The 22,571-nt window shown below is 30.3% G+C and carries 14 protein-coding genes; all 14 read right to left on the bottom strand.

Annotation, left to right across the window (positions count from 1 at the left end):
- On the bottom strand, positions 1-1,316 hold a 1,316-nt coding region (locus BM077_RS12910; protein ID WP_143079008.1), incomplete at its 3' end, for a hypothetical protein.
- Position 1,317: 1 nt separating this feature from the next.
- The gene (locus tag BM077_RS12905) at positions 1,318-2,082 is read right to left on the bottom strand and encodes a hypothetical protein (RefSeq protein ID WP_089750998.1); all 765 of its coding nucleotides are present in this window, start codon (positions 2,080-2,082) and stop codon (positions 1,318-1,320) included.
- A 338-nt stretch (positions 2,083-2,420) separates the two neighbouring features.
- On the bottom strand, positions 2,421-5,246 hold the full coding sequence (locus BM077_RS12900) for a DEAD/DEAH box helicase (RefSeq protein WP_089751000.1): 2,826 nt from the start codon (positions 5,244-5,246) through the stop codon (positions 2,421-2,423).
- Between the two features lie 11 nt (positions 5,247-5,257).
- Positions 5,258-6,433, bottom strand: coding sequence for an EH signature domain-containing protein (locus BM077_RS12895; RefSeq protein ID WP_089751002.1), 1,176 nt, complete (start codon positions 6,431-6,433; stop codon positions 5,258-5,260).
- Between the two features lie 5 nt (positions 6,434-6,438).
- Positions 6,439-7,176 carry an OmpA family protein gene (locus BM077_RS12890; RefSeq protein WP_089751004.1) on the bottom strand — a complete coding sequence of 246 codons (738 nt, stop codon included), beginning with the start codon at positions 7,174-7,176 and terminating at the stop codon, positions 6,439-6,441.
- 2 nt (positions 7,177-7,178) lie between these two features.
- A complete protein-coding gene (locus BM077_RS12885) occupies positions 7,179-9,152 on the bottom strand; it encodes a hypothetical protein (protein ID WP_089751006.1) in 1,974 nt (657 codons plus the stop codon).
- Between the two features lie 173 nt (positions 9,153-9,325).
- On the bottom strand, positions 9,326-11,869 hold the full coding sequence (pglZ, locus tag BM077_RS12880) for a BREX-1 system phosphatase PglZ type A (RefSeq protein WP_090095297.1): 2,544 nt from the start codon (positions 11,867-11,869) through the stop codon (positions 9,326-9,328).
- A gap of 463 nt (positions 11,870-12,332) precedes the next feature.
- Entirely contained in the window at positions 12,333-15,845 is a 3,513-nt protein-coding gene (pglX, locus tag BM077_RS12875; RefSeq protein ID WP_089751010.1) for a BREX-1 system adenine-specific DNA-methyltransferase PglX, read from the bottom strand.
- Positions 15,846-15,870: 25 nt separating this feature from the next.
- On the bottom strand, positions 15,871-16,224 hold the full coding sequence (locus tag BM077_RS12870) for a nucleotidyltransferase domain-containing protein (RefSeq protein WP_089751012.1): 354 nt from the start codon (positions 16,222-16,224) through the stop codon (positions 15,871-15,873).
- 91 nt (positions 16,225-16,315) lie between these two features.
- The gene (gene brxC, locus BM077_RS12865) at positions 16,316-19,924 is read right to left on the bottom strand and encodes a BREX system P-loop protein BrxC (protein WP_089751015.1); all 3,609 of its coding nucleotides are present in this window, start codon (positions 19,922-19,924) and stop codon (positions 16,316-16,318) included.
- 152 nt (positions 19,925-20,076) lie between these two features.
- Positions 20,077-20,655 carry a DUF1788 domain-containing protein gene (locus tag BM077_RS12860; protein ID WP_090003564.1) on the bottom strand — a complete coding sequence of 193 codons (579 nt, stop codon included), beginning with the start codon at positions 20,653-20,655 and terminating at the stop codon, positions 20,077-20,079.
- Position 20,656: 1 nt separating this feature from the next.
- Positions 20,657-21,265 carry a DUF1819 family protein gene (locus tag BM077_RS12855; RefSeq protein ID WP_089751019.1) on the bottom strand — a complete coding sequence of 203 codons (609 nt, stop codon included), beginning with the start codon at positions 21,263-21,265 and terminating at the stop codon, positions 20,657-20,659.
- 204 nt (positions 21,266-21,469) lie between these two features.
- A complete protein-coding gene (locus BM077_RS12850; protein ID WP_090095295.1) occupies positions 21,470-21,988 on the bottom strand; it encodes a hypothetical protein in 519 nt (172 codons plus the stop codon).
- Positions 21,989-22,284: 296 nt separating this feature from the next.
- On the bottom strand, positions 22,285-22,571 hold a 287-nt coding region (locus tag BM077_RS12845), incomplete at its 5' end, for a single-stranded DNA-binding protein (RefSeq protein WP_143079007.1).

Below are 22,571 nucleotides of genomic sequence, written 5' to 3'. Positions count from 1 at the left end.
TTATAAGCAGTTCGCTTATATCCTCCTAAGTCATTGATCACTTCTTCTAAAGTCTCTTTGCATCTATTGATAAACTTCTTAATCGACTTATATAACTCACCATCACTACCTTTTGCTTTTTCTGCTTCCCTTTCCATACTAACTACTAACCTATCCATTAAGGGAAATATGAGCAGGTCAGTATGCTCTTCAATCTTGATTATATTATTATAAATTAGTCTTTCTTTATCTAAGACTAATCCATACTTCTCATCATACTTTTTTAAGAATGCTTCGGTTACATTATCTAATTTTCTACCTTTCTCTTTAGCTTCGACTTTAATTTGTTCTACTGGATCGTCATTTATTTCTTCTAAAGTCTCTAATATCTTCTCAATATCATTTTGTCTTTTATTTCCTAAATCACTATTAGAAGGATTAAATTCTTTTTCGTATTTTTTAATTGTTTCCGTAACCTTTTCATTACTTCTACCATTATTACTATTTAAAAACTTTAATATTCCATCTTTAATATCCTGACTTAAATTTTTCTGCTTACCATTACACAAGCCATATAAACCAAATTTTAAAGAATCTTTATAGCGTCTATTAGCTAAACCATCATCACCTTCGCCTTTTTCACTTTCTTCTTTATTAATATATTTCCATCCTGTCTTATGAGAGTTATATCTAATCTCGTACCAAGTTTTTGTTTTATAATAAGCTTTATCTTTTTCACTAACTCCATCCTTAGTATAATTTTTTAAAGCATTACTTAATCCAACCCCTATTAAAGTAATTGCATTATAAACAGATGAAAATATAGCTATTTGTTCATCAGTTGATAAGGATCTAATAATTTGCTTTGCTTTATCCTTGCTTACTTTAGCTTCTAAAATAATTCTATTTATTAAATAATTTTCATACTCAGCTTGTGTTATTTTAAATAATTCCTTTGCTTGGTTCTCTGTTATTGTTAATTTATTTAAAATAGTTGCATTATCTTTAACTAATTTTTTTGCTGCGTCTATATCATTCTTATTTAATTCACTTATCACATTATCTAACACATTTTTTATTTTTCTTATATCACTCTTATTTGGTAAGGTCACTCCTGCTTTTTCAAAAATACCATTATTAGAAAAAAGATTTTCTTTAATACTCCAAATATTAGTCTGACTATCTTCAATAAGCAAAGCAAAACCTACCCCAATAGTAGGGACACCTGAGCTACATGAATATATATTAGCCTTATATTTGCCTCCTTCTTCGACTTCTTTCACATATGTATATAAATCATCAGTACTAATAATTAATTGCTTATCTTCATTACTCATTTTAATTCACCTCCAAATCTATTGTATATTTAAGAAATGTTAAACATTTTTTTGTTTTTTTATTCCACGTATAAAATTTTATAATAACCATTGTATCCCAATCCCAAACTTCATAAATATAATATCTATCCCTATATCTAATTATTCCTGTATAATCCTTGGTTCTTTTTTTATCTTTGCCCTCATATTCAGGTTGAACAAGTACTCCTCCCATCGAAGCCTTAGTATCTGCATAGGGATTAATTATATCAGTATTTTTTTTATTTAAAATAACATAAGAAGAGTAACCATCTTCTTCATCATTCCAGTAGCCACCACTATAAAATATATCCTCTAAACCATTTGCGTTATCATTATCAAAATCTAATTGATAAAATTTAAAATTATAATGAGGATATTTTTTATTTACAATTATAAAATCTTCCTCATCCCCTATAATCTGACCTCTTCCAAATTTAAACTTTGGATATTTACTTAAATACTCTTGAAGTCTAGAATCATCAATATCATCTGTCCTATACTTTGGAACTACAAATTTTACCCTTCCCTTTAAAAAATCATTATAAAATTCTTGAGTAAAATTATCCTTATCAACCTGATATCCTTCAAAATCATCTACATAATCTCTTATTTCATATTCTACACCTTGCAAATTATCTAAAAATTTAAGTAATTTCTTCTCGTTTGCTTCTGACTTCTGCTCACAACCTATAAGCAACAACATTAAACTTAATAGAATTACCAAAATTAATATCTTTCTTTTCAACTTAACCCCTACTTTCTTTTAATCTAAAATTACTATTCTCACCTTAATAGTAAATGATTTACTTGTGGTTGTAAAAAATAAACTCCTCCTCAGCATACAAGGAGAAGTTAATCGTATTCATTTAATCCAAGATAAAATTCTATTGCCTTTCATTTTACAGATTTGCTATTTTTAACCTTCAGTCTTTTAAATTTCAAGTTAAAAGAACTACCCTTGTCTTATTTAGCATTGATTAGTTTTATTGCTTTCTGTTTATAGAATAATAATCATTATTTTCTTATTTCATTCCTTCTACCTATAATCCGAAGGAGTAATTAATAATTATTATATTAATTCTTTCACTGAACAACGCTATAAAGCTCATCGCTATAAAGCTCATCTTTAATTTCATTCTCTAACTGTTTATTAGACACAATAATACTCTTAGCTAAACCTTCTTTTTCTTGTAATAATCTATTTAATTTCTCTTCTACTGTTTCAAATTTAGAAGATGAAACAATTGGATAGTAGATATGTACATCTTTCTCTTGGCCAATCCTATAAGCTCTATCAGTAGCCTGCTGCTCTACAGCTGGATTCCACCAACGAGTATAATGAATAACATGATTAGCTCCAGTAATATTTAAACCAGTCCCTGCTGCTCGTGGAGAGAGAATCATACAACCAAAACCAAGACTATCATTAAATTTATTAACAGTTTCAACTCGTCTCTTACTTTTTCCATTGACAATCGGGATCGTATTTAAATTAAACTTTTCTCTAATTACCCGTTGAAGAATGTATTGCATATTTCTGTAGATAGTAAAAATTAAAGCTTTTTCACCATTATTTTTAATCTCACTTAGGATTTCTATTACCTTCTTAAGCTTGGGACCTTCTTTAATTAATTGCTCAACAGTTTTCTCTTCCCAATTCTTTTCAACTAAACCTGGATGGGAACATAGATTTAATAACTTTTGTAATGTAGCAAGATGGTTCCGACTTTCACTCTCTTTTTGTTGAATAATTATTTGATTATAGAGCATTTCTTGTTTTGAACTCATTTCTATTTTTTGTTCTCGTTTATACTTACCAGGCAACTCATCTTTTAGTTCCCCTTCTTTTGTTCTTCGTAAATAAACTGGTTTTATTTTAGACTTAAGCTCCTTCTCATACATTTCAAATTCTTCTTGACTAGTTGCCTCTTCAATTGGCTCTACAAATTCTTCTTTAAATACTTTATAACTATTTAATAATCCTGGTTGAATATAGTCTACTATTGACCATAGATCGCTAAGACCATTTTCAATAGGAGTTCCTGTTAAAGCTAATCTAATTTTAGCTTTTTGAGCTTTTACCGCATGGGTAGCTAGAGTAGATTTATTCTTAATATGTTGAACCTCGTCACAAACAACGACTTGCCAATCAACTTCTCCTAGAATAACTTGATCTCTTACTAATGTTTGATAGGTAGTAAGTACTATTTCAGATTTTTTAATTACTTCACTATCCTTACATCGATTAGAGCCACGATGAATATAAATATCATTAATAACCGGACAAAACTTCTTAACTTCTTCTTTCCAGTTCACTAATAGACTAGCAGGAGCAACTACTAAAGAAGGAGTTAATTTATCTATCTCTTTTAGCTGAGCCATTAACGCTATAACCTGAAGAGTCTTTCCAAGTCCCATATCATCAGCTAATAATCCTCCTAATGAAGCTAATTTTAAGCGATTTAACCAAACATAGCCTTGTTTTTGATAAGAATATAACTCATATTCATCATCTAATAAAGAAGGACGTTCATAAGTTAAAGCTCCCGCTTCACGTAATTTTTCTTTATGTCTCAATAATTCAAGGTTATACTCTAACCTATCTACATTTTCATAAATATCAAAAATATAAGGTAACTTATCATTACTAACTTTGTCATCTTTCTTAATCTCTTCTACTTCTTTAGTAGCATTGATAAATTCTTCACTTTCATCAGGAATCTTGACCCATTTGTTTTCCCATAATACATAATCTTCTCCTTCTTCTTTTGCTTCTTTTACCAATCTATTAAATTCATCAAGTTCCAAAGTCTCCTCTTTGGTGTCTTTAGAGTCATCCTCAGTGTCTTGAACTTCATTTTTTAAATCCACACCTATATCTAACTCAAACCAATTCATATCATCAGAGTTTTTACCACGAACATAAGGCTGAGCCTCATAAACTCTCTCTCTTAATCCTTTCACTCGATCACTAAATCGCTCTAAATCTACTGATTCCGGTAAAACAGAAGTTGGATTATTAATTAATTTAGGAACATCTGCTCCTTTAATATCTTCATTATCTTTTATCTGCTTATAATCTTTCTTAGTTTCATCTTCAAAAAATATTCTTCTATTTCTTCCACTCCTATCTTTCTTAATACCATAACTACTATCATTCTCCAAAGATTTAGTTGCTTCATGATTTAAAGTTTCATCTAAATCATTAAATCTAGGTTTTAATTGTAAGTGATCTATTGCTTTCTCTTCAACTTCCACATCTATTTCCTCAGGAAAGTAGTACTCTTCATTTTTTAAATAGTCATCAAATTCCGCTCCTAATTTTTTAGCTAAAGACTTAACTTTAGCTACATAAGGAGGATGTTCACTACGTCTCACTGGAGGATTTTCAATTAACTTAAGCAATTTCACTAAATCCTTATTTAATAATATCGCTCTTTTATTATTAATAGGATAGAAGTTACCTTGTCTATCATGAAAGTTACTAATATACCCGTGCTCTGGATGATATAATTTATAACTTAAAGAAAAACTATTAGACCCAACTGCTAAATTAGAGTTTATTTTAAGTTGTAAATCTTCATCATTGTCAAAGCCTAATAACTTAATTAATTCATCTTCAAACTCATAAATATTATCTACTGAAATAAAATAGCTATTATCTTCACTTTCTTTCAATTGACCGCCATGCCATAAATCTTCTAAGACTTGTAAAGATAAATAAAAATCTTTTTTAACTAAGTTCTTTAAATTAAAATATTTAGTATAAGTAATTGGAAAATTTAATCTTTCTCGACCATTATCATCTTCTTTATAAACAGCAAATTTAATTCCATCTTCAATAAGCTCACGCTTAACTATAATATCTGGCTCATTACTACTTAACTTATTCTTTAACCAATTAAGCACCTATTTTCACCTCACTTGATCAAATCTTGAATTATGGAATCAGTTTTTATTTCCCATGAAGAATTATGTCTAATCCAATCAATACACTTTGATGTATCCTTAAACTTTTTATTATCAGCTTTATTATTCTCAACTGTATATTTAATAAGGTTATTTTCAAAGTAATTTCTATCATAAATGAAAATAGAATTATTTATTTCTCCAAACTCAATAACAACAATATCTTTAAATATTAAAAACAACTGTAACTCTTCACGAATATATTTAACTTTCTCTACAGTATCTAAATATTTTTTCCAATAATTGAATCTCCTTCTACCCTCTTCGTCATCCGCTTCAATATTAATAAAAAACTCTTCCATCTCTTTATTATTAAACCATTGCTTTGCTCTAGCATAAGCAATATCACTAACATTCTGCCATGTAACACTATACTCTTCTACTGGGTCTCCCATTTTATCTTTAAATAAGTCCATTAACTCTTCTTCAAATTCTTCTACACTGAATAACTCTAAATAATTTTCAGTAATTTTGCTGAAAGAATTACCATTCAAATAAGAAAAAAGCTTTACTAATAACTTATTATCTTCTTGTTTGAAAATATCTATATTAGGTTGAATGAATAGATTGCTAATAACCGCCTGCGCTAACTTACTCTCTCGCTTTAAATGAAATCGGTTAAGCCATTCTTCATAATTTAACCTTAAAGAAATTATTTGATCTACTATTCCTTTAACTGGTGAATCATTACTAAAAAGATCAACTAATAAATTATATAGTGAACCTCTAAATTTCAATCTATTAATTATACCTAGTTTCTCTTTAAAGAAAGAAGTGATATATTGATTTTCATGATCTTTAGTAAAGTTATTCCACATTATTTTAACTATATTTTTTTTAAACCTACAAACTAAAATTTCTTTCACCTTATACATTAATTCTTTAGAAATATTATTAAAATTATAAGCTAAAGCATATATATCACGATTTTTTAAACCACTAGCAAATTCTTTAACCTTATCTTCTTCAATTTTACTAATTCTCTCTAATAATTGCTCAAGATCAAGGTTTTCATACTTTTTCTTTCTCTCTTTTCCTAATTGGTCAGCCGAAGGAAATGTTCGTTTGATCTCTTTATTACTCTCTGTCAATTTTTGAGGAGTAAATGTAAAGTTGAATTTTCGCAATTAAATCATTCCTCCAAAGTTTTTTGTAACTCTTTAATCATCTGTTCATCTTTTAATATAAATTTAAATTCTACTCTTCTTGATCTTTTTCGGTCAATATTACCATCTTCATTTAAAATTGGTTGACTATAAGAACGCCCATTAGCTGTTAGATAGTCCCTTAAAAGCTTTTTATAATCTTCATTAACAAAATCCTCTTTATAAATTTGCTTTACCACTTCCAATGCGCGCCCCTGAGAGAGTTCAAGATTATACATATAACTTCCTTGATCATCTGTATGTCCTTCTACAATAATTTGAGATAGATACTTTCTAAAATTATCATTCAATAGAACTTCAATATAACTAGGTACAAACTTAGCTAAATTTCCAACCCCTTCTTGGCTAACTTTTACACTATCAATTTGAAAAAAGACTTCCCCAGGAATTCGAATAGCTCCTGTTTGCGAATCTATTTCTAACTTTAAATTAGTATTTTCGAATTTCGTTTTTAAAGCTTCAATTATGTCCTTGCGAACTCCTAACATCTGTTCTATTTTATTTTGTTTCTGCTCAATTTTCACTTTTTGTTTCTTAATCTCTGACTTCTTTTGGGCTAGTGTATCTTTATAATCGAAGATAACGACCATTAGTAATAGAATAAACATTAAGAGTAAACCAGCCATAATATCAGCATATGAAATCCAAAAATTTGGTTTCTCTTCTTTATCCTCTCTACTTAAATCTCTTCTGAACACGTTCATTCTTACCCTCTCCCAAATCTAGAAAATAATCCACCGTTATCATCAGTTTTATCTTTCACATTATCTTCCTCTAATTTTGCAGCTATTTCATCTACTATTTCTTCTTTTACTTGAGTTAAAATCTTTTTAAATTTAATATCACTATCTTTATTCTCTTTCTTTATTTTATTAGATAGTTCTTTTATATCTTCTTCAATTAAATTTTTAATATCTGATAGTTCAATTTGTAATTCATCTATGTCTTCCTTAGAAAACTTATCCTTTAACTGTTCATATAATATCTCTTTTACTTTTTCGTAGTCATCTTCTTCTAACTCTTTTAAACTAGTATTAATTTCTTTAAATTCCGCATCCATTAAATTCTTTTGATTTTCAATTCTCTCTAGTACCTCTTGTCTTTCTAAACTAAACTCTTCAATTAGATTAGCTAACTGTGCAAATGTATTTGGAATTTCTTCTACCATATCATTAACTTCATTAATAGTTACTCCTAATCGATTAGCTATCTCTGCTAGATTATTATCAAAGCTTTGAAATGTCCTTTCTAAACCTTGGTGAGTATTCTCCGCAAATTGTTCCATAGCTCCAGTTAAATTATTATTTAATTGATTAAAGTTATCTCTAATAGAAACCCAATAAGCATTAATATTATCTAACTGTTGGACCATATTATTGATCTGTTCTTTCTTAACTTCTTCAAATTCTTCTTGACTTTCAATTAAAGTCTGTAATTTTTGACTAGTCTGTTCTTCTAAACTTGATAATTGAGAGCCTACTTCATTTAATTTAGTAATATTTCCATTTAGATTTTTATTTAAATTATCAAATTCATCAACATATCCTCGAACATTTTCTAATAAATTTTCTGTTGAATCTAATACTTGATCCTGTCGCTTTGCACTCTGTGCAACTGTGTCAATTAATTTTTCCATTTCTTCTCTAGTACTCTTCTGCCATTCGATTACTCCCTCTAAAGTATCTCTTAAAGCTTCAAATTGATGATCAAAAGCATCATTAAAGCTATCCATAAATTTACCGACCATCTTATCTATACTCTCAGCTTGTTTATCAACAGAAACATTAACTAATTTATCCATGATCTCATGCATTTCAGAAATTTGTGGAGAGATTGTATCGTTAATAATTGATTCTACACCAGAAACTAAATCGTTCCTACTCTCAGCTGATTCACGCACAAATTTATCTATATTTGAATCCATTTTATTAATAGAAGGAGCTAGAGATTTATCTACTGCTTCTTGCATTCCATTAACCAATTCTGGAATCAATGTATCACTTACAAATTCTTTAGTAGTTTGGATTTGTTCCTCTTGATTATCAATTATTTCATCTAATAAGTTACTTTCAATCCTAACTGGTAAAACTCTATGTAATCTATCATTTAATTTTTTAATCTTTCTTTCAGTTTTATCTAATAAATTTTTATCAAACCAAGTCCATATTAATGAGCAAGCTATTGCTGTTAAAGAAGAAAGAAAAGAAATCTTCATTCCTCCAATTAAATAAGGGATTTCTTCTTTTAATTGTACTGCTCCTAAATTATCTATTTGAAATAACCCAATAACCAATCCCAAAAATGTTCCAAAAATCCCCAAGCCAGTTAATACACTAGGCATAGCATTAGCAATATCTCTTTTTGAATACTTATTTATTAACTTTCTTTCCCCCAAATAATAATTCGGATCCAAAAGTTTATCGACATCAGTTTGGTTTTTAATTACAAAATAATAATTATTCCAGTCCTCCTTTAATAAAGAGCCTTCTTGCTTAATTAAGTTATTAATAACCTCTAAATTACTAACTGACCTAATATTTATTTCTTCAATTTCATCTATTAACTTATCTACTTCGCTTGTAACATCTTTTAAATTTTCATTTGAATACCTGTAACTTTTGATTGCAGAAAAAATAATTGCAATAATAAAGATTGTTATAAAAAGTCCAGTACCTGTCATGATTAACACCTCTTTTTATTTGTATTTATCCTATTAATAAATCATTAGAAAATATGTACCATTATTACATTTCTAGATGTAATAGGTTGTTTCCTTGCATATAAAATAAAAATTCTGGATTAAAATCCAGAATTTTTATCAGATTCCTCTCAATTTAAATTAAATACCATCATCTACAATAAATTAATCTTATACCTAATCTTTTCATACACTTCCCCAGTCTCTTCACTCACTAAAATCAAATAATAATCCTCATCTCTCCTATATTCCAGACCCTTCAAAGTAAACTTCTCTTTAAAACTTCTTTCTTCAGGATTATCAGACTCTCTATCAGCTATAATAATATTCTCATTAGATATCTTATCGCCTGCTTCATCTTCAAAATATAGCTTTAATCGGCGTGGTACTACCTTATCCTGAATCTTTTCCGTTTGGAAGAACTCAAGATGGAATACATTATTAGTTATCTTACGAGAAATATTAGTTAACTTAAGATCTACCTTTTTAGCTTCATTCTTACTATCTTTACTCCTATCATTCTTAAATTTAATAACTGGAATAGCTATTTCTTGTAATGAAGCCCCACCGTGTACAAAATTCTGACCAGGGCCTTGTAATACAAACCGATTAACTCCCCGCGGTACAATCGCTCTTAAGTTGCTATCTTCACCATAGATATAATCTAAATCAATAGATAAAGTTCCAATTAAATCAACTTCTCTATTACTAATCATTACTCTTCTTTTAGTCTCTATAATATCATCCTTAACCTTGTCGGTTTTATCACTAACTTCTAGAGGACTCCTTTGATAAATGAAACCATGATCTGCTGTAATGTAGATATGAGCTGCACTTAATCCATGTTTAAGTGTCTTCACTAAAGAATCAAGTTCTTCAAAAGTCTGCTCTACTGCTGTAAATACCTCATTTTCAGTAGTAGCATGATCACCTTTAGCATCAATTGCATTATGATAGATATAAACTAATTTTTTCCCTTTACAAGCATCTCGTAATTCACTACGCTTCATTTGACTTACTTGCTCATAATTAAGTATTACTGACTCCTCTTCATAACTAGATAAAATCTTTTCTCGATTCTTACTTCCTTTCGAGCTAATCCCATCTACCACTATATCACCATTATCAGCAAACTTAATCTCTTGGTTAGGTAACAGACTAGCCATACCTAACTTAGTATAAGAAGGGAGACTTCCTTGCATAGCATAAAGCTGTGTTGCACCTTTAACTTCAGCATTAAGACGAGCACTAAACTCCGCTGCTGCTTCATAACGTAAAGCATCAGAAATAATTACAAAAACCCGATCGCCTTTATTATCTACAATCTGCTTAATAAAGTCTTGATAAAAATCCTGTTGTTGATTTAAATCACTGAGCATCCAAGAATCGGTCAGTTCTTGCTCTATACTATTAGACCATTTTTTAGATAACTCTGGAAGATACCAATTGGTATATAAATTTTCTATTCTTTCTTGCAAATCAAGTATTAAATCTTTATTTTCTAAATTGTCATAAGCAGCATAAAATTTACGATAAGCCTTATCTGTTAAGTGATATTCTTTAATATATCTATTAAATAGATCATTAGCTTGCTCTTGTTTAATTCTTTTATTATATATTTTCTGAGTTTTAAAGATTTCAATAGCCCAATAGATCGCTTCATAAGCATTAGAAAACTCTTGATACCAATGCTTAGTTCTTCTAATAGAGATGATTTCTTGATAACGATCAAAATCATCAAGGTCATTTAATAGATTATTTATAATTCTGTTAATAATAGTTACATCAAAGATTTTAAAAGTATCACATTGTAAGTAATCTTTTAACTCCCAGTCTGCAATGTAGTCTTTTAACTTCAATTCCTCTCCTAATTGAGTAACTATTTCATCATAACGCTCAGCATCGGTAGTATGATTCATCCAATGATCTACAAAGATAATAGAATTACTTTCTCTATCTAATAAATAAGTTTGCCATGCAGTAGGTAACTCTAGTGTTAAATTATGTTCTAAATTAGTTATTACCAAAGATAACATTAAGTCTTGCAAACTCTTTTCCTCAGCTGAATAACCATAATTATCTGCTACTAAATTCCAAAAAGTTGCTTCGTCACAAAACTTTCTAATCTCACTTAAGTATTTATTCTCATCATTATGCAAAGAATCCATTAAGATCTTCTTAACTGCATTCTCTAAGTTAGGAGCTTTTAAGTTACATAGAACCGATAAGAAGGCTATATCTAATCTTTCTTCTGTATATTCTTCTAAATTATAACTCTTTAACTTAGCATATCGTTTCTTATTATCAAAGAATCGCTTATATTTCTTAAATACAGGCCGTAAAGACTTGTTATCCCCTAATCCAAAATCCTGCATAATCAATGTAATACGATTAGCGGAAAAACTTTGCGAATAACTTATGATATCTAATAACCAATTCTCACGCTTATCAGGTTGAGGTTGACTAGAATAAACCAGGTAATTAGACTCTTGGTCTACTACTTCCAGTTGATATTTAGTAGCAAAATTATTATTCCCTGTTAATTTCCACACCTTGACATCATCAAGTTCTAGTTCATCAATCTCATCAACAAATTCTTCCTCTTCATCATACCAGAAGATGATATGACGCTGCTGACCAGTAGTTAAACCTTTATTAAATTTTTCTTTCAATACATCTTCAATCTGTGCTAAATCCAATACTTTCAACTCCTTAATTAACATAAAAATCGTTTGACACGAGACTTACAATAGACTTTTAAATTAAAGCTCTTGCATAACTTAATTGCTGACGCCCAAAAAATTCCGCAACGGCCTCCGTAAAGAAGAGTATGGGCTATTTTTAAACTTCCTCCGGTCAAACACAAAAATAGCCTTAATCATATTCTTCTTTACTCCAGCCTGCTACATTTTCAAGTGGCTTACATCAATTAATTATGCTTGAAATTTAATCATGAAATTCGCTTAAATTAAAAGACAAGTAAGACATAAAATAATCTTGTATAGAATCAATTTTACTATAGTCTGCTTTGTCCTTCTAAGGTTGAATCTCTTGATCTTAACCTCTTTTAGTCTGTGCTTTGTCTGGGTAAGTCTGTGTCTAATTGTTTTAATGATCTTGACTTTAACTGTAATCTGTTCTCTGCAATCTATTTTCTGTTCTTTAAATTTTCGCTAATACATCCTCAAACTTAGGATAATTCTCCTTCACTCCATCATCTAAATCTATCTCTATCTGTTGATTAGCAACATGATTAAGCTTCTTATCATACTCAACTAACTCTTTAAGGTCTTTATCTATGCTATCTAATCTCTTTCTTGCCTTAGCTTTATCACTACTAGACATATCCGAATCAATAATTCCTTGTAGACGTTTCTTTTCTGCTTCTAACTTCTTCTGTAGCTCATGAAGATAATCTATTCTTACCTTAGAAACCGTTCCTTTATCATAACGATGCATATAGATTAAAGCATTAAAGGCCTTACCTCGACTATCTGACTGGAATAACCAATAGATTGGCCGTTTGTTATATCTTCTAGTATGGTCTTTATAGAATCTAGACTTAGTAAGAAAATACTTTCTTAATCGTTCCCGTGGATCTTTACTTCTACCAGGAAGAGCATCAACAATAAACTGTAAATTATCTTCTAGATTCTCTTCACCAAAAGTAACCTTCAAAAACTCAATAAAACGAGTTACTATATCATCCTCAAAGTATTCATCTTTGCAGATTGGAATAATCCCCGATTCGTTAGGCTTAAATGTCTGATACTTGCTTTCATCAAACTCTCCGCCTGCATAAGCTAATCTTTCGACATCTAAAGAGTATCGCCCTAACATACAGCCTACTGCATAAGAGATAAAGGATTTGATATCCCGTTCTCGGTCTGCCTTTCTAATTGTCACATCCTTTTCTTCTACCTCAGGATCAAGCTCATCTTCTAAGCCGTAGATATCAATGAAGATTCGGTTTAGTTCTTCTTCATTTTCTTTTAGTTCGTAGAATTGGTTTTCGGCAAATTCTGCCCAGTTATTGAAGGCTTCTTCGATTTTTGTTGCTCCGTTCTTGTGTTCTAGTAACGGGTGTTGTTTGAAGTTCCATGAGGTTTCGAAAGAGTCCCAGTCGTTTTTCGCAATTTGGATGTTTTGTTGGACTAATTCTTCTATCTTTTCTTTTAATTCATTATCTTTAGGTTTAATTATTGGTAAATCAGATATGTTACCTACCTGAAAATGCATAGTTGGATTTAAGATTACCAAAAATTCATAAGCTAATTTAGAACACAAAAGTCCTGTTATATAATGTAACTCCTCTTCTGATGGAAATACTGAAGAACCCGACACATCAAATAGATATCCAACTGGTGTATACCTAACTCCAAATTTACTTGAGCTTATATCTGTCCAAGTAATGCCTTGTTTAAAATAAAAATCAGTATTCCTTAAAACTGACCCTTCAAACTTTTTCAATGCCGCTCCATCATTTTTCCAATTAATAATATACTCACTATTTCCATACCATTTTCTAAATTTTCCACCTTTATTGTATGGAAACCATGTCAAATTAGTTTTTTTAGCTTCAACTTTATTTTTCAAACCAAAACCTATCTTATTAATATTGACTTCGCTCCATAACCGTAAAAACCTCTTATTTTTCCCTGTAGCTAAACCTTGTCTAGGTTTAGAAATATTTGATAAAGAAGTTCCTTTCTCAAATATATTTCTGACTTTATCACTTGCCCAATAAGCTATTGGTGTAGATGAAATTTTAGTAAATTTATTACTATATGAAGTATATCTGTAATATACACTAGGATTTTTTACTGCTTCTAAAGTTTTTATAGATTGATTTTTAACTCCTGAAAAATCTGATAACTTAACATATTCTCCTGGTAGTTCAAGAAAAGAATTACGCAATGTAAAAGTACAAATTGGTACTGTAGCCTCAGCAAATCCAGAATATTCCAGTTGAATCAAACTACTTATTGTTTTCTCTTCGACTATAGTAGTTCTAAAATCCTCATATGAAGAAATAAACATCCAAACAAAAGGACTCATAAAACCTAATTGTCCTGATTTATGAACAAACTTAAAACTATATTTTACAAATGCTGCAAATAAATCCCGTCTACAATCTGGATAATTATTTCTTATAAACTTCTTCAATTTAGAATTCATATATCTACTACCTATATATGGCGGATTAGTCACCAACACATCATAGATGTCATTCATTATCTCAGCTTGTTTAATCAAATAAGGTAAAAAATATAATATCTTCTCCCTAGATTGGGCTTCAAATAAGTCTTCTGCTGGTCTATCCTTTATCTTTTCTAATCTATTCTCTAAGAATTCTTTATCAAATTCTTCAATATCAATCAAAGAACCATAAATCTTAGCATCTTTAAACTGTTCAATGAACTTCTTAGTTTTATCATAATTTTCTCCTTCATCTTCCCCTGCTAAATAAACAATATCCTCTTCGGTAAAGTTATTAGTCTCTTGAATTGAAGCAATATTTAACTCTAACCCATTCCTTTTAATATCCTTAAAAAATCTCCTATTGTATTCTCTACCTTTCATTGCAACTGATAAACAAGCCAATTGATATGCCCGATCATCAATATCCAATCCATAAAGATTATTCTCAATAATCATTCTTGAAATCTCTCTCTTCACATAGCCAGCTCGTTCATATATCTGAAACAATACATCAAAAACATAGACCAAAATATGACCACTACCACAAGCTGGATCAAAAACTTTAATATCTTCAACTTTCATCTCTTTATTAATATATGGTTCTAGTTTCTCTTCCCAATCATCTTCTGGATTAGGATTTTCTAAATAATACTCCCATTTTTCTTTTAACTCTTCATCAGGATGAGATTCTAACCAATATCTACCTAATGAATTCTGAACCATATATCTAACTATCCAATCTGGTGTAAATAATTGAGTAGCAAATGGAATCTCTTCTTTCTTATATTTCTTCTTAGCTTGAATCACTTCATCCTTCTTCTCAGAAATATAAAACTGATATAACCAACCGATAATCTCGACTCCTTCTTTCCAATCATCTTCTTCAATTTCAGTTACTAACTCGTTAATCACTGAGCCTTCAGCTAAAAGATTATCAGGTAATAATATCTCTGTATAATCTGCTATCTCTTCAAAGATAAAAGGCATAATTTCATGCAAGGAATTACACTGCTGAATTAAGAGATACTTGTACAATCCTTCCGTGTCATTATTATCTTGATATTGATAGACCTTTTCTTCTTCAATATCTAAGTTCACATTCAAAGCTTCTCGAATAATATCTGGTTCTGCTTGTTGACCATCGACTGAAGATAAGACCCTAACTCCCGTTGGTAGATAATCATTAACCTCCATATATCTTAAAGCCACAAAGCGATTAAACCAGGTATAGGCCACTTCATCCATTACCTGCTCATAGCCTTTTTCTTCTATCTGCTGAATTAATTCTTTGCGTTGCTCTACTTCTTTCTTATTTAAGATTCTTTCACCAATAGTGATCGAATCACTGCTCTCTTCTCGTGGTTGTACAATCTCATCTTCTTTAATTCCAATATAAAAAGCTCTCTGCTTAACCTGCTCAATTAGTTTATTCCGCGCTTTAACTGCAAAGTTCTTAATTGCTGTCTTATCCATAAACTCCACCTCCAATTTTCAAATCCTAATTCTCACTCACCTGGTCACTGTAGTCTTTTATCTGTAATTTGTAATCTGCTTTTTCATATATAACTTTTCCTTCTTCTTTTATATTATCAATTAGACCTTGCTTACTTATATTAAAAAAATCAACTACATCAATCTTATAAATAATATCCAGTTGCTCTAATTTATCTCGTAATAAATTCAATTCCAGACTACTAATCTCCGGAGCGTAAATCGCTATATCTATATCAGAAGTCTTCTCATAATCTCCTCTAGCTCTAGAACCAAAGATACTAGCTTTCTCTATCTTTTCTACCTCCCTTATTACTTCAACTATAGACTGTAATTGCTCTTCCTTTAATCCAAATTTCATTACTCTACTTCCTCACTTTGCAAGCGTTCATAAACAGCTTTTAGATTTTGATAATGCCTATTCATCCTCTCACCCTTTCTACAATCTACCTTTAACTTATTCTTACTCTCTTATCATCTTTAATCTTATCTTCTAACTTACTCTTAATTTTGTTTACGAATTTTTCTATATCTTCGTGCGATTCTAAAACCCTAGCCTCTTGAATTATATCTGTTAAATTTATATTGACTGTCTCTTTAATTACATAATCTACTTTTGTTCTTCCTGTAGTACCTTGTCCTGTTTCTGTTTTAGTACCCTCTTTAACTTGCTCAATTTGCTTCTTTTCTTGTTCTTTCTTTAATTCTTGTCGCTTACTTTCAATTTCTTCGAAGGCTTTATCCTTTAATATATTACTCTTCATCTTCATAGCAAATATATCAGTTAAATCTTGTGCATGAGCTAACTCATCTAATAATTTATCAAATTTTACTTTTATTCTATGATTGAATTCATCACCAAAATCAACTTTTGCTAATTCATCCTTAACTTGCTGATAATTATTATTAATGAACTCTTTAATCGGTTGCGATTCATCTTCTAATAGTTTTCCAAATTCATTATTAAACTCATTTCTTAACTCAACTAATAAACGTATCTCACTATAAGGCTTCTCTTTACTTAGAATTTCTTTAATTTGATCAATAATATCAATTATATCTTCATTAACAATATAATCTTGATCTTTTTCATAAATTCTTACTGTCTCTTTGGCCTGGTCATAATACTCCTTTTGGTTTTCAAAGAAGTCTTTAATATACTCTACATCATCTTCATAATCTAATAAGTCATCTTCCACTTCTTTAATCATTTGGTAAAAATCATAAGCATCTTGAATATCCATTAACTCTCTTAGTAGTCTTTTACCAGATTTTAATATATCTTGTCCTGGATAATCAAACCTACGATTGGGATTATAATTGGCTAGTAATTTATCAATTCTAATTATCTCATTCCCAGCTAATTTTTGAAATTTATCCATTAATCCATCTTCATCATCGGGTAGTGAAGTCTTCTTAAATACTTCCCGAGCCAATCTTTTAGTCTTATTAATTAATCTCTGTTCCACTTTCATCCTCTGCTTAACAATTAACTTTTCAGCATATCTATTCTTAGTTAAGTAACTAATCAATTTGCTATGACCAACAGTTATATTCTCATCATTGTATCCCAACTTTATTTCTTGAGCTTTTAATAAGTCAATCACTATTGCTGCTATATCAAGTTCTTTCCATCCATAAGGAGCATTATTAAACCGCTCAATTAGACCTTTCATTGTCACCTTCAAATTTCTATCATCCTGCCGTTCAATATATCTCCTGACTTCATCAACTGCCAAATGATTAGCTGCTTGCCCATCAAAATCGACCTGCTGTTCTTCACTTTCTAATCTATCAACTAATTCACTTGTGCTTTTAGTAAATTCTTTTATATAATTAAGCTTCTTATAGTTAGTCTCGATTAAAAATTCAAACCCTTGATTAATTCTTTTAACCGGATCTTTCGATTTAAGATCTAGTTTTTCACCTTTAACATAAATATTTGCTTCACTTAAGTCATCGATTAATAACTCCTTAACCCGAGTCTGTCGTTCTCTTAACTCTCTACCTTTAGCGGTTATTATATCCTCTATTGTCTCTGTTTTAGAAGTTCCACCTTTCTTCTTAAGGTAACTACTAAGTTGTAATGCTTCCTCTACTTCATCTAACAAGTTGCTCTCAGTAGGTAACCTAACTATTACATTATCCTCACTACCTGACATTAAACGAAATTCTTCTTCACTCTTTATTGCATAATCAGAATAAGGAGTTAAAACTTTAATTCCGATTTCCTCTCTTTGTCTACCACGATGTTGATCATCAATTATTTGGTTAAATGCAAAGTTATACTCTGTTGAGTAACCATACTTCTTATCAGGATAGATATCTGCAAAGATATATTCACCAATATTCTTCACTATAGCAGTAACATCTACATCAGTATTCTTAATTTCTCGATTAATATCTTGTTCCTCATTAGTCAAGAACATATACTCTGGGCCATTCTTCTGAATAAGAGTTTCTCTAACTAATCTCTTTAAAGATGCTTCCACCTTCTCCTTAAGAGCTAATTTATCTTCATCAATCTGACTTACCATTAAAGTAGTTATATTTTCAACATTACAAGGTACCTCGTCTATGTACTTAATCATAAATAATAACTTCAATAATTCTACATCATACTCTTCTAAGATTGAATTATCATCTTTAGCTCTTAACTGTGCTTTCTTAATTACTCTACTAATATTTGAATCTAAAAAAGTTTTAATTGATTCATAGAAGGCGGAAAAAGGTATTAACCTACCTAGTTCATCATCCGCATAAAGCAATGCTGACTCTTGGAAGGCACTAAGTAAAGATCTCTCACCTTCGGATAAATGCTTTCCAGAAGCACCATGGGTTCTAACAGCTTCAAACACTTTCTGCAATAGATCAAACTGATAAGGAATAAATGGATATATATCAGCAAAATCATTTTCATCAGTGTAATTTTTCATTTCCGAAGTATCCGAAGAAAAGGTAATTAAATTTTTTAATATAGCTTCTTTTTCATTATATAACAGCTTTAAATTATCCTCAGTTGCTTCTTTTTTAAGTAAGATCCTCTTTCTAATAACTTCATCTACATTGGCACTGGATAAATTTAATCTCGTATCAAATCTACCTTGGATCTTAGAAAAGTCTCCACCTCGCACCTTCGTAATCGAATCAATATCCTGCTGTGAAGTAACAAGCACCCATGCTTTTCCATTACAATGAATACCTAAATCCTCAACAACAGTCTGTAGATTAAGCATCAACTGAGTATCATCACCAATATACTGGCCAATCTCATCTACTAAAAACACTACATGGTGGTCATTTCCTTCACTTTCAATATATTTTTGTACCTCTTTAGCAAATTTCTCTACACTTAAACTATAATTATTTTCGGCATTATAATACCAGTTGCGAGCTGATTCTTCACTCATCTTAGTAGTCTTAGCTAAAGATTCAATAATAGAATCTTCTTCATAATAGAAATCATGGCGTCTATTTTCCCAACTATCACCAGTTATCTTAGCAAATTCAGTTTTGAAATCGTTATAAACTCCATCTTCATCCATAGTTTTTTCTAGCTCAGCCAACCACGGAATATCACCACAATAGCCTAAGTAATCATTAAAAACCTTCATAAAGACCTTTACAATAGCGTCTTTATCAGATTTACTATCTGAGCCACTTTTAGAATCTATATTAAACAAGATTACATCAGTACTTACATCACCAGCCTGTTGCAAGGCATTTAATATATCCTGATCAGTTATCTTATCATCAAAATAGTTAATAGCTTCTTTATCTTGTACTTCTCTGTTTTCTAATAAATAAGATAAAATCTTAATAAAGTGAGACTTACCAGAACCAAAGAAACCTGACACCCAGACTCCCATCTTATCTGTAAAGCCATTAATCCCTTTCTGATAAGCATTATAAAACTTTTTAAAATAGTCTTCTAACTCATTAGTTACTACATACTCTTCTAATTCCTGTTCAATATTCTCTTCTTCACTCTGACCAACCTTAATAACACCTTTTATATCGCGTCCAATATCTTTTTCAAACATCTGTTTTAAGATAGTCATCTAACTCACTCCTTTAGCTTTGGTAAAATATTATCAGCTATGAATAGCAATACTTAAAAGCTTTACATTCTATTAACTATTAATAGTCTGTGTCTTGTCTGTGTAAGTCTGTGTCAAAATATTATTTAAAGGTTTTTATTGTTATCTGCCCTTTATTCTACTAGTCGAAAAGCCCGATAATAATTGTCATCTTTAATCTCATCAAATAAAACTAATTCTGATCCATTATAAGTTCCTGGAAAGAACATCACTACTGGTACTTGATCTATAGCCGCATGTAAATTATTAAGCACAGTATGAGAACGAATAATCGGCCAAGCCTTTCCTACTCCAGTTAAAAATACTATAGTATCCTCTTCAACTCGTTCTGTGATATGCCTTACCAACAAATTATTATCATTTAATAACTTAAGAGCATTCTTAGTTGCTCTTAAAACTCGTTCCTTACCTGCTTTTTGCTCCATCTTAATTGTCTTTTCTAAGTATCCTTTATCTTCTAATATATCTAACATAATCTGATATAAATCAAACTCAACTATTTTGACTCCTAGATTACTATTATTTATCTCCTCTTTTACAAACTGCACATGATCCCTAACTAACAATTCATATTCTGAAGCATAATCAAAGACATAATAACCGATTTCATTTCCTAAACCTTTGCCTTCCATGAACTTATCCTCTTTAAGTCTTGGTAATATCTCATCTAATCTTTCATGAATAGTGGCCACTCTATACTCCTCCTAACAATACTTCTAAATAGTTTTTATCACCTATATCTTCTAAATGATAAGCTAATTCTTGATTAATAATCGGTTTAACTATTTCACGCTCCTTCTGATCTTTAATCAAACCTGCTTCAAATAAAACACGGATAATAACTTGCTTTAACTTATAATAAGTATAATCACTCCATCCAGCTACTCTTTCGCTCTGTTCAGCTTTATTTTGAAAGAAAATATTAAAATCTTTATCTTCTAAATAAGGATCTTTTAATATGTATTTCTCTAAATAAACCTCTTTCATAAATTCATAAAAGAGACGATTTGTCTTTAAAATCGAGTATATAGCTATCTGCTTACCAGTCTCAATAGTTCCATTCAATAATCGGTCAAGCAAATAATCATCTAATACTTTCATTCTTCTAATCGTAGCCGCAGCAATAGTCTTACTACGACTATCTGTATTAACCTGAAAAAGATTTTTTTCTACTGCTTGTTGTTTCAGTTCCTTATCAGTCATATCTGAATTATTAATTTTAAGTTTAGCCATTTTCTTTAATTCTAAATATAAAAACGGTGTTGATTTGATTCTTGTACTGTATTTAAGTTGTTTAGGCATGCTATTCACTTCCTTTTAAATTTCTGGCCAAATTAACTATATTACATAGTATTATACAAAACCCTTAATATTCCTTTAATTATTGGGCAATAAATTAGTTTTAATACATTATTATTTTTAAAAATTGTTGCGGCAAAACACTTTTTAAACTTTCTATCAGTATGTAATATAACCATAATAAGGAAATGATATCAAAGCTTTAGTTTACTCTAAAGAACCCCTAACCTTAACCTCATCCTGCCACCGTGAATAATGCCGAGCATATTTAGGCGTACATACACTCACATCCATATCATACTCTTCTAACGCCTTAAGTTGATTACCGAATCGGTCTCCGTCAAAACTAGTAATCACAATTTTATAATTCTGCTCTAGCTTTCGACATTGCTGATATAATTTATTCCGATCTTCTTCACTAATATCATCATATAGTTCTATATGATCTGTTTCCAGGTCATCAAAGTACTCTCTAGCTAATTCACATAACCCTTCATCCTGTAATACATAGATCCCTATCATTAATAAAGCATCTTCTAACATGTTTTCTAAAGTAGGAATCCAAACAATTTTCTCCTGTTCTTGATCCTCAGAAAAGATATTCTCTGGAGTTAGTATCCAAGCAGGCCTACTATTTTCTGATAAAAATAAATAATGACTAGGATTAATCCCTCCGTGATTTGGGTGACTTCCACCTACTAATATCTGTGCTGTTAAAGTTGCCATTATGATCATCTCCTTTTCGTATTAAGGATAACATACTCCCTAGGACAAAATTTGTCTGTTTGGTAAAAAAGTTAATGAAGTCCATATTATTCTTAGAATTTTATTAAAGAATTGGTATCAAATATACTTTTAATACCAGTTTTTAATATCCATGCTATTTAATTTATCATCATGGAAAGATATTTTTATATCTAAAACCTTTCCTGGCCCTTAATTTAGCTATAAACTAAAATCTACTGACCTTACATTAAATCTGTAAGACCAGTAGATTATTATATCTCAACTATTTTCCATTATTAAAACGGCACATCGATATCCTCTTTACCGCCTTGGCTCTGATTATCATTAGCCACCTGTCCTTGATTATTACCGCCGCCATTACCTTGTCCGTAATCTAAGAACTGTACATTATTAGCTACGACTTCCGTAACTCTACGACGCTGTCCTTCGTCAGTCTCATAACTTCTGATCTGTAATCGCCCCTCTATCGCAACCTGTCTTCCTTTGGCTAAGTAATTAGCACAATTCTCTGCTTGCTTTCTCCAAACTACGATATCAACCCAATCAACATCTCGCTCTCCTT

This window comes from Candidatus Frackibacter sp. WG13 (assembly GCF_900114655.1).
In the GTDB taxonomy this organism is placed as follows: domain Bacteria; phylum Bacillota; class Halanaerobiia; order Halobacteroidales; family Acetohalobiaceae; genus Frackibacter.
The sequence above is the reverse complement of the archived record's forward strand: the minus strand, read 5'-3'. Positions and strand labels throughout refer to the sequence as shown.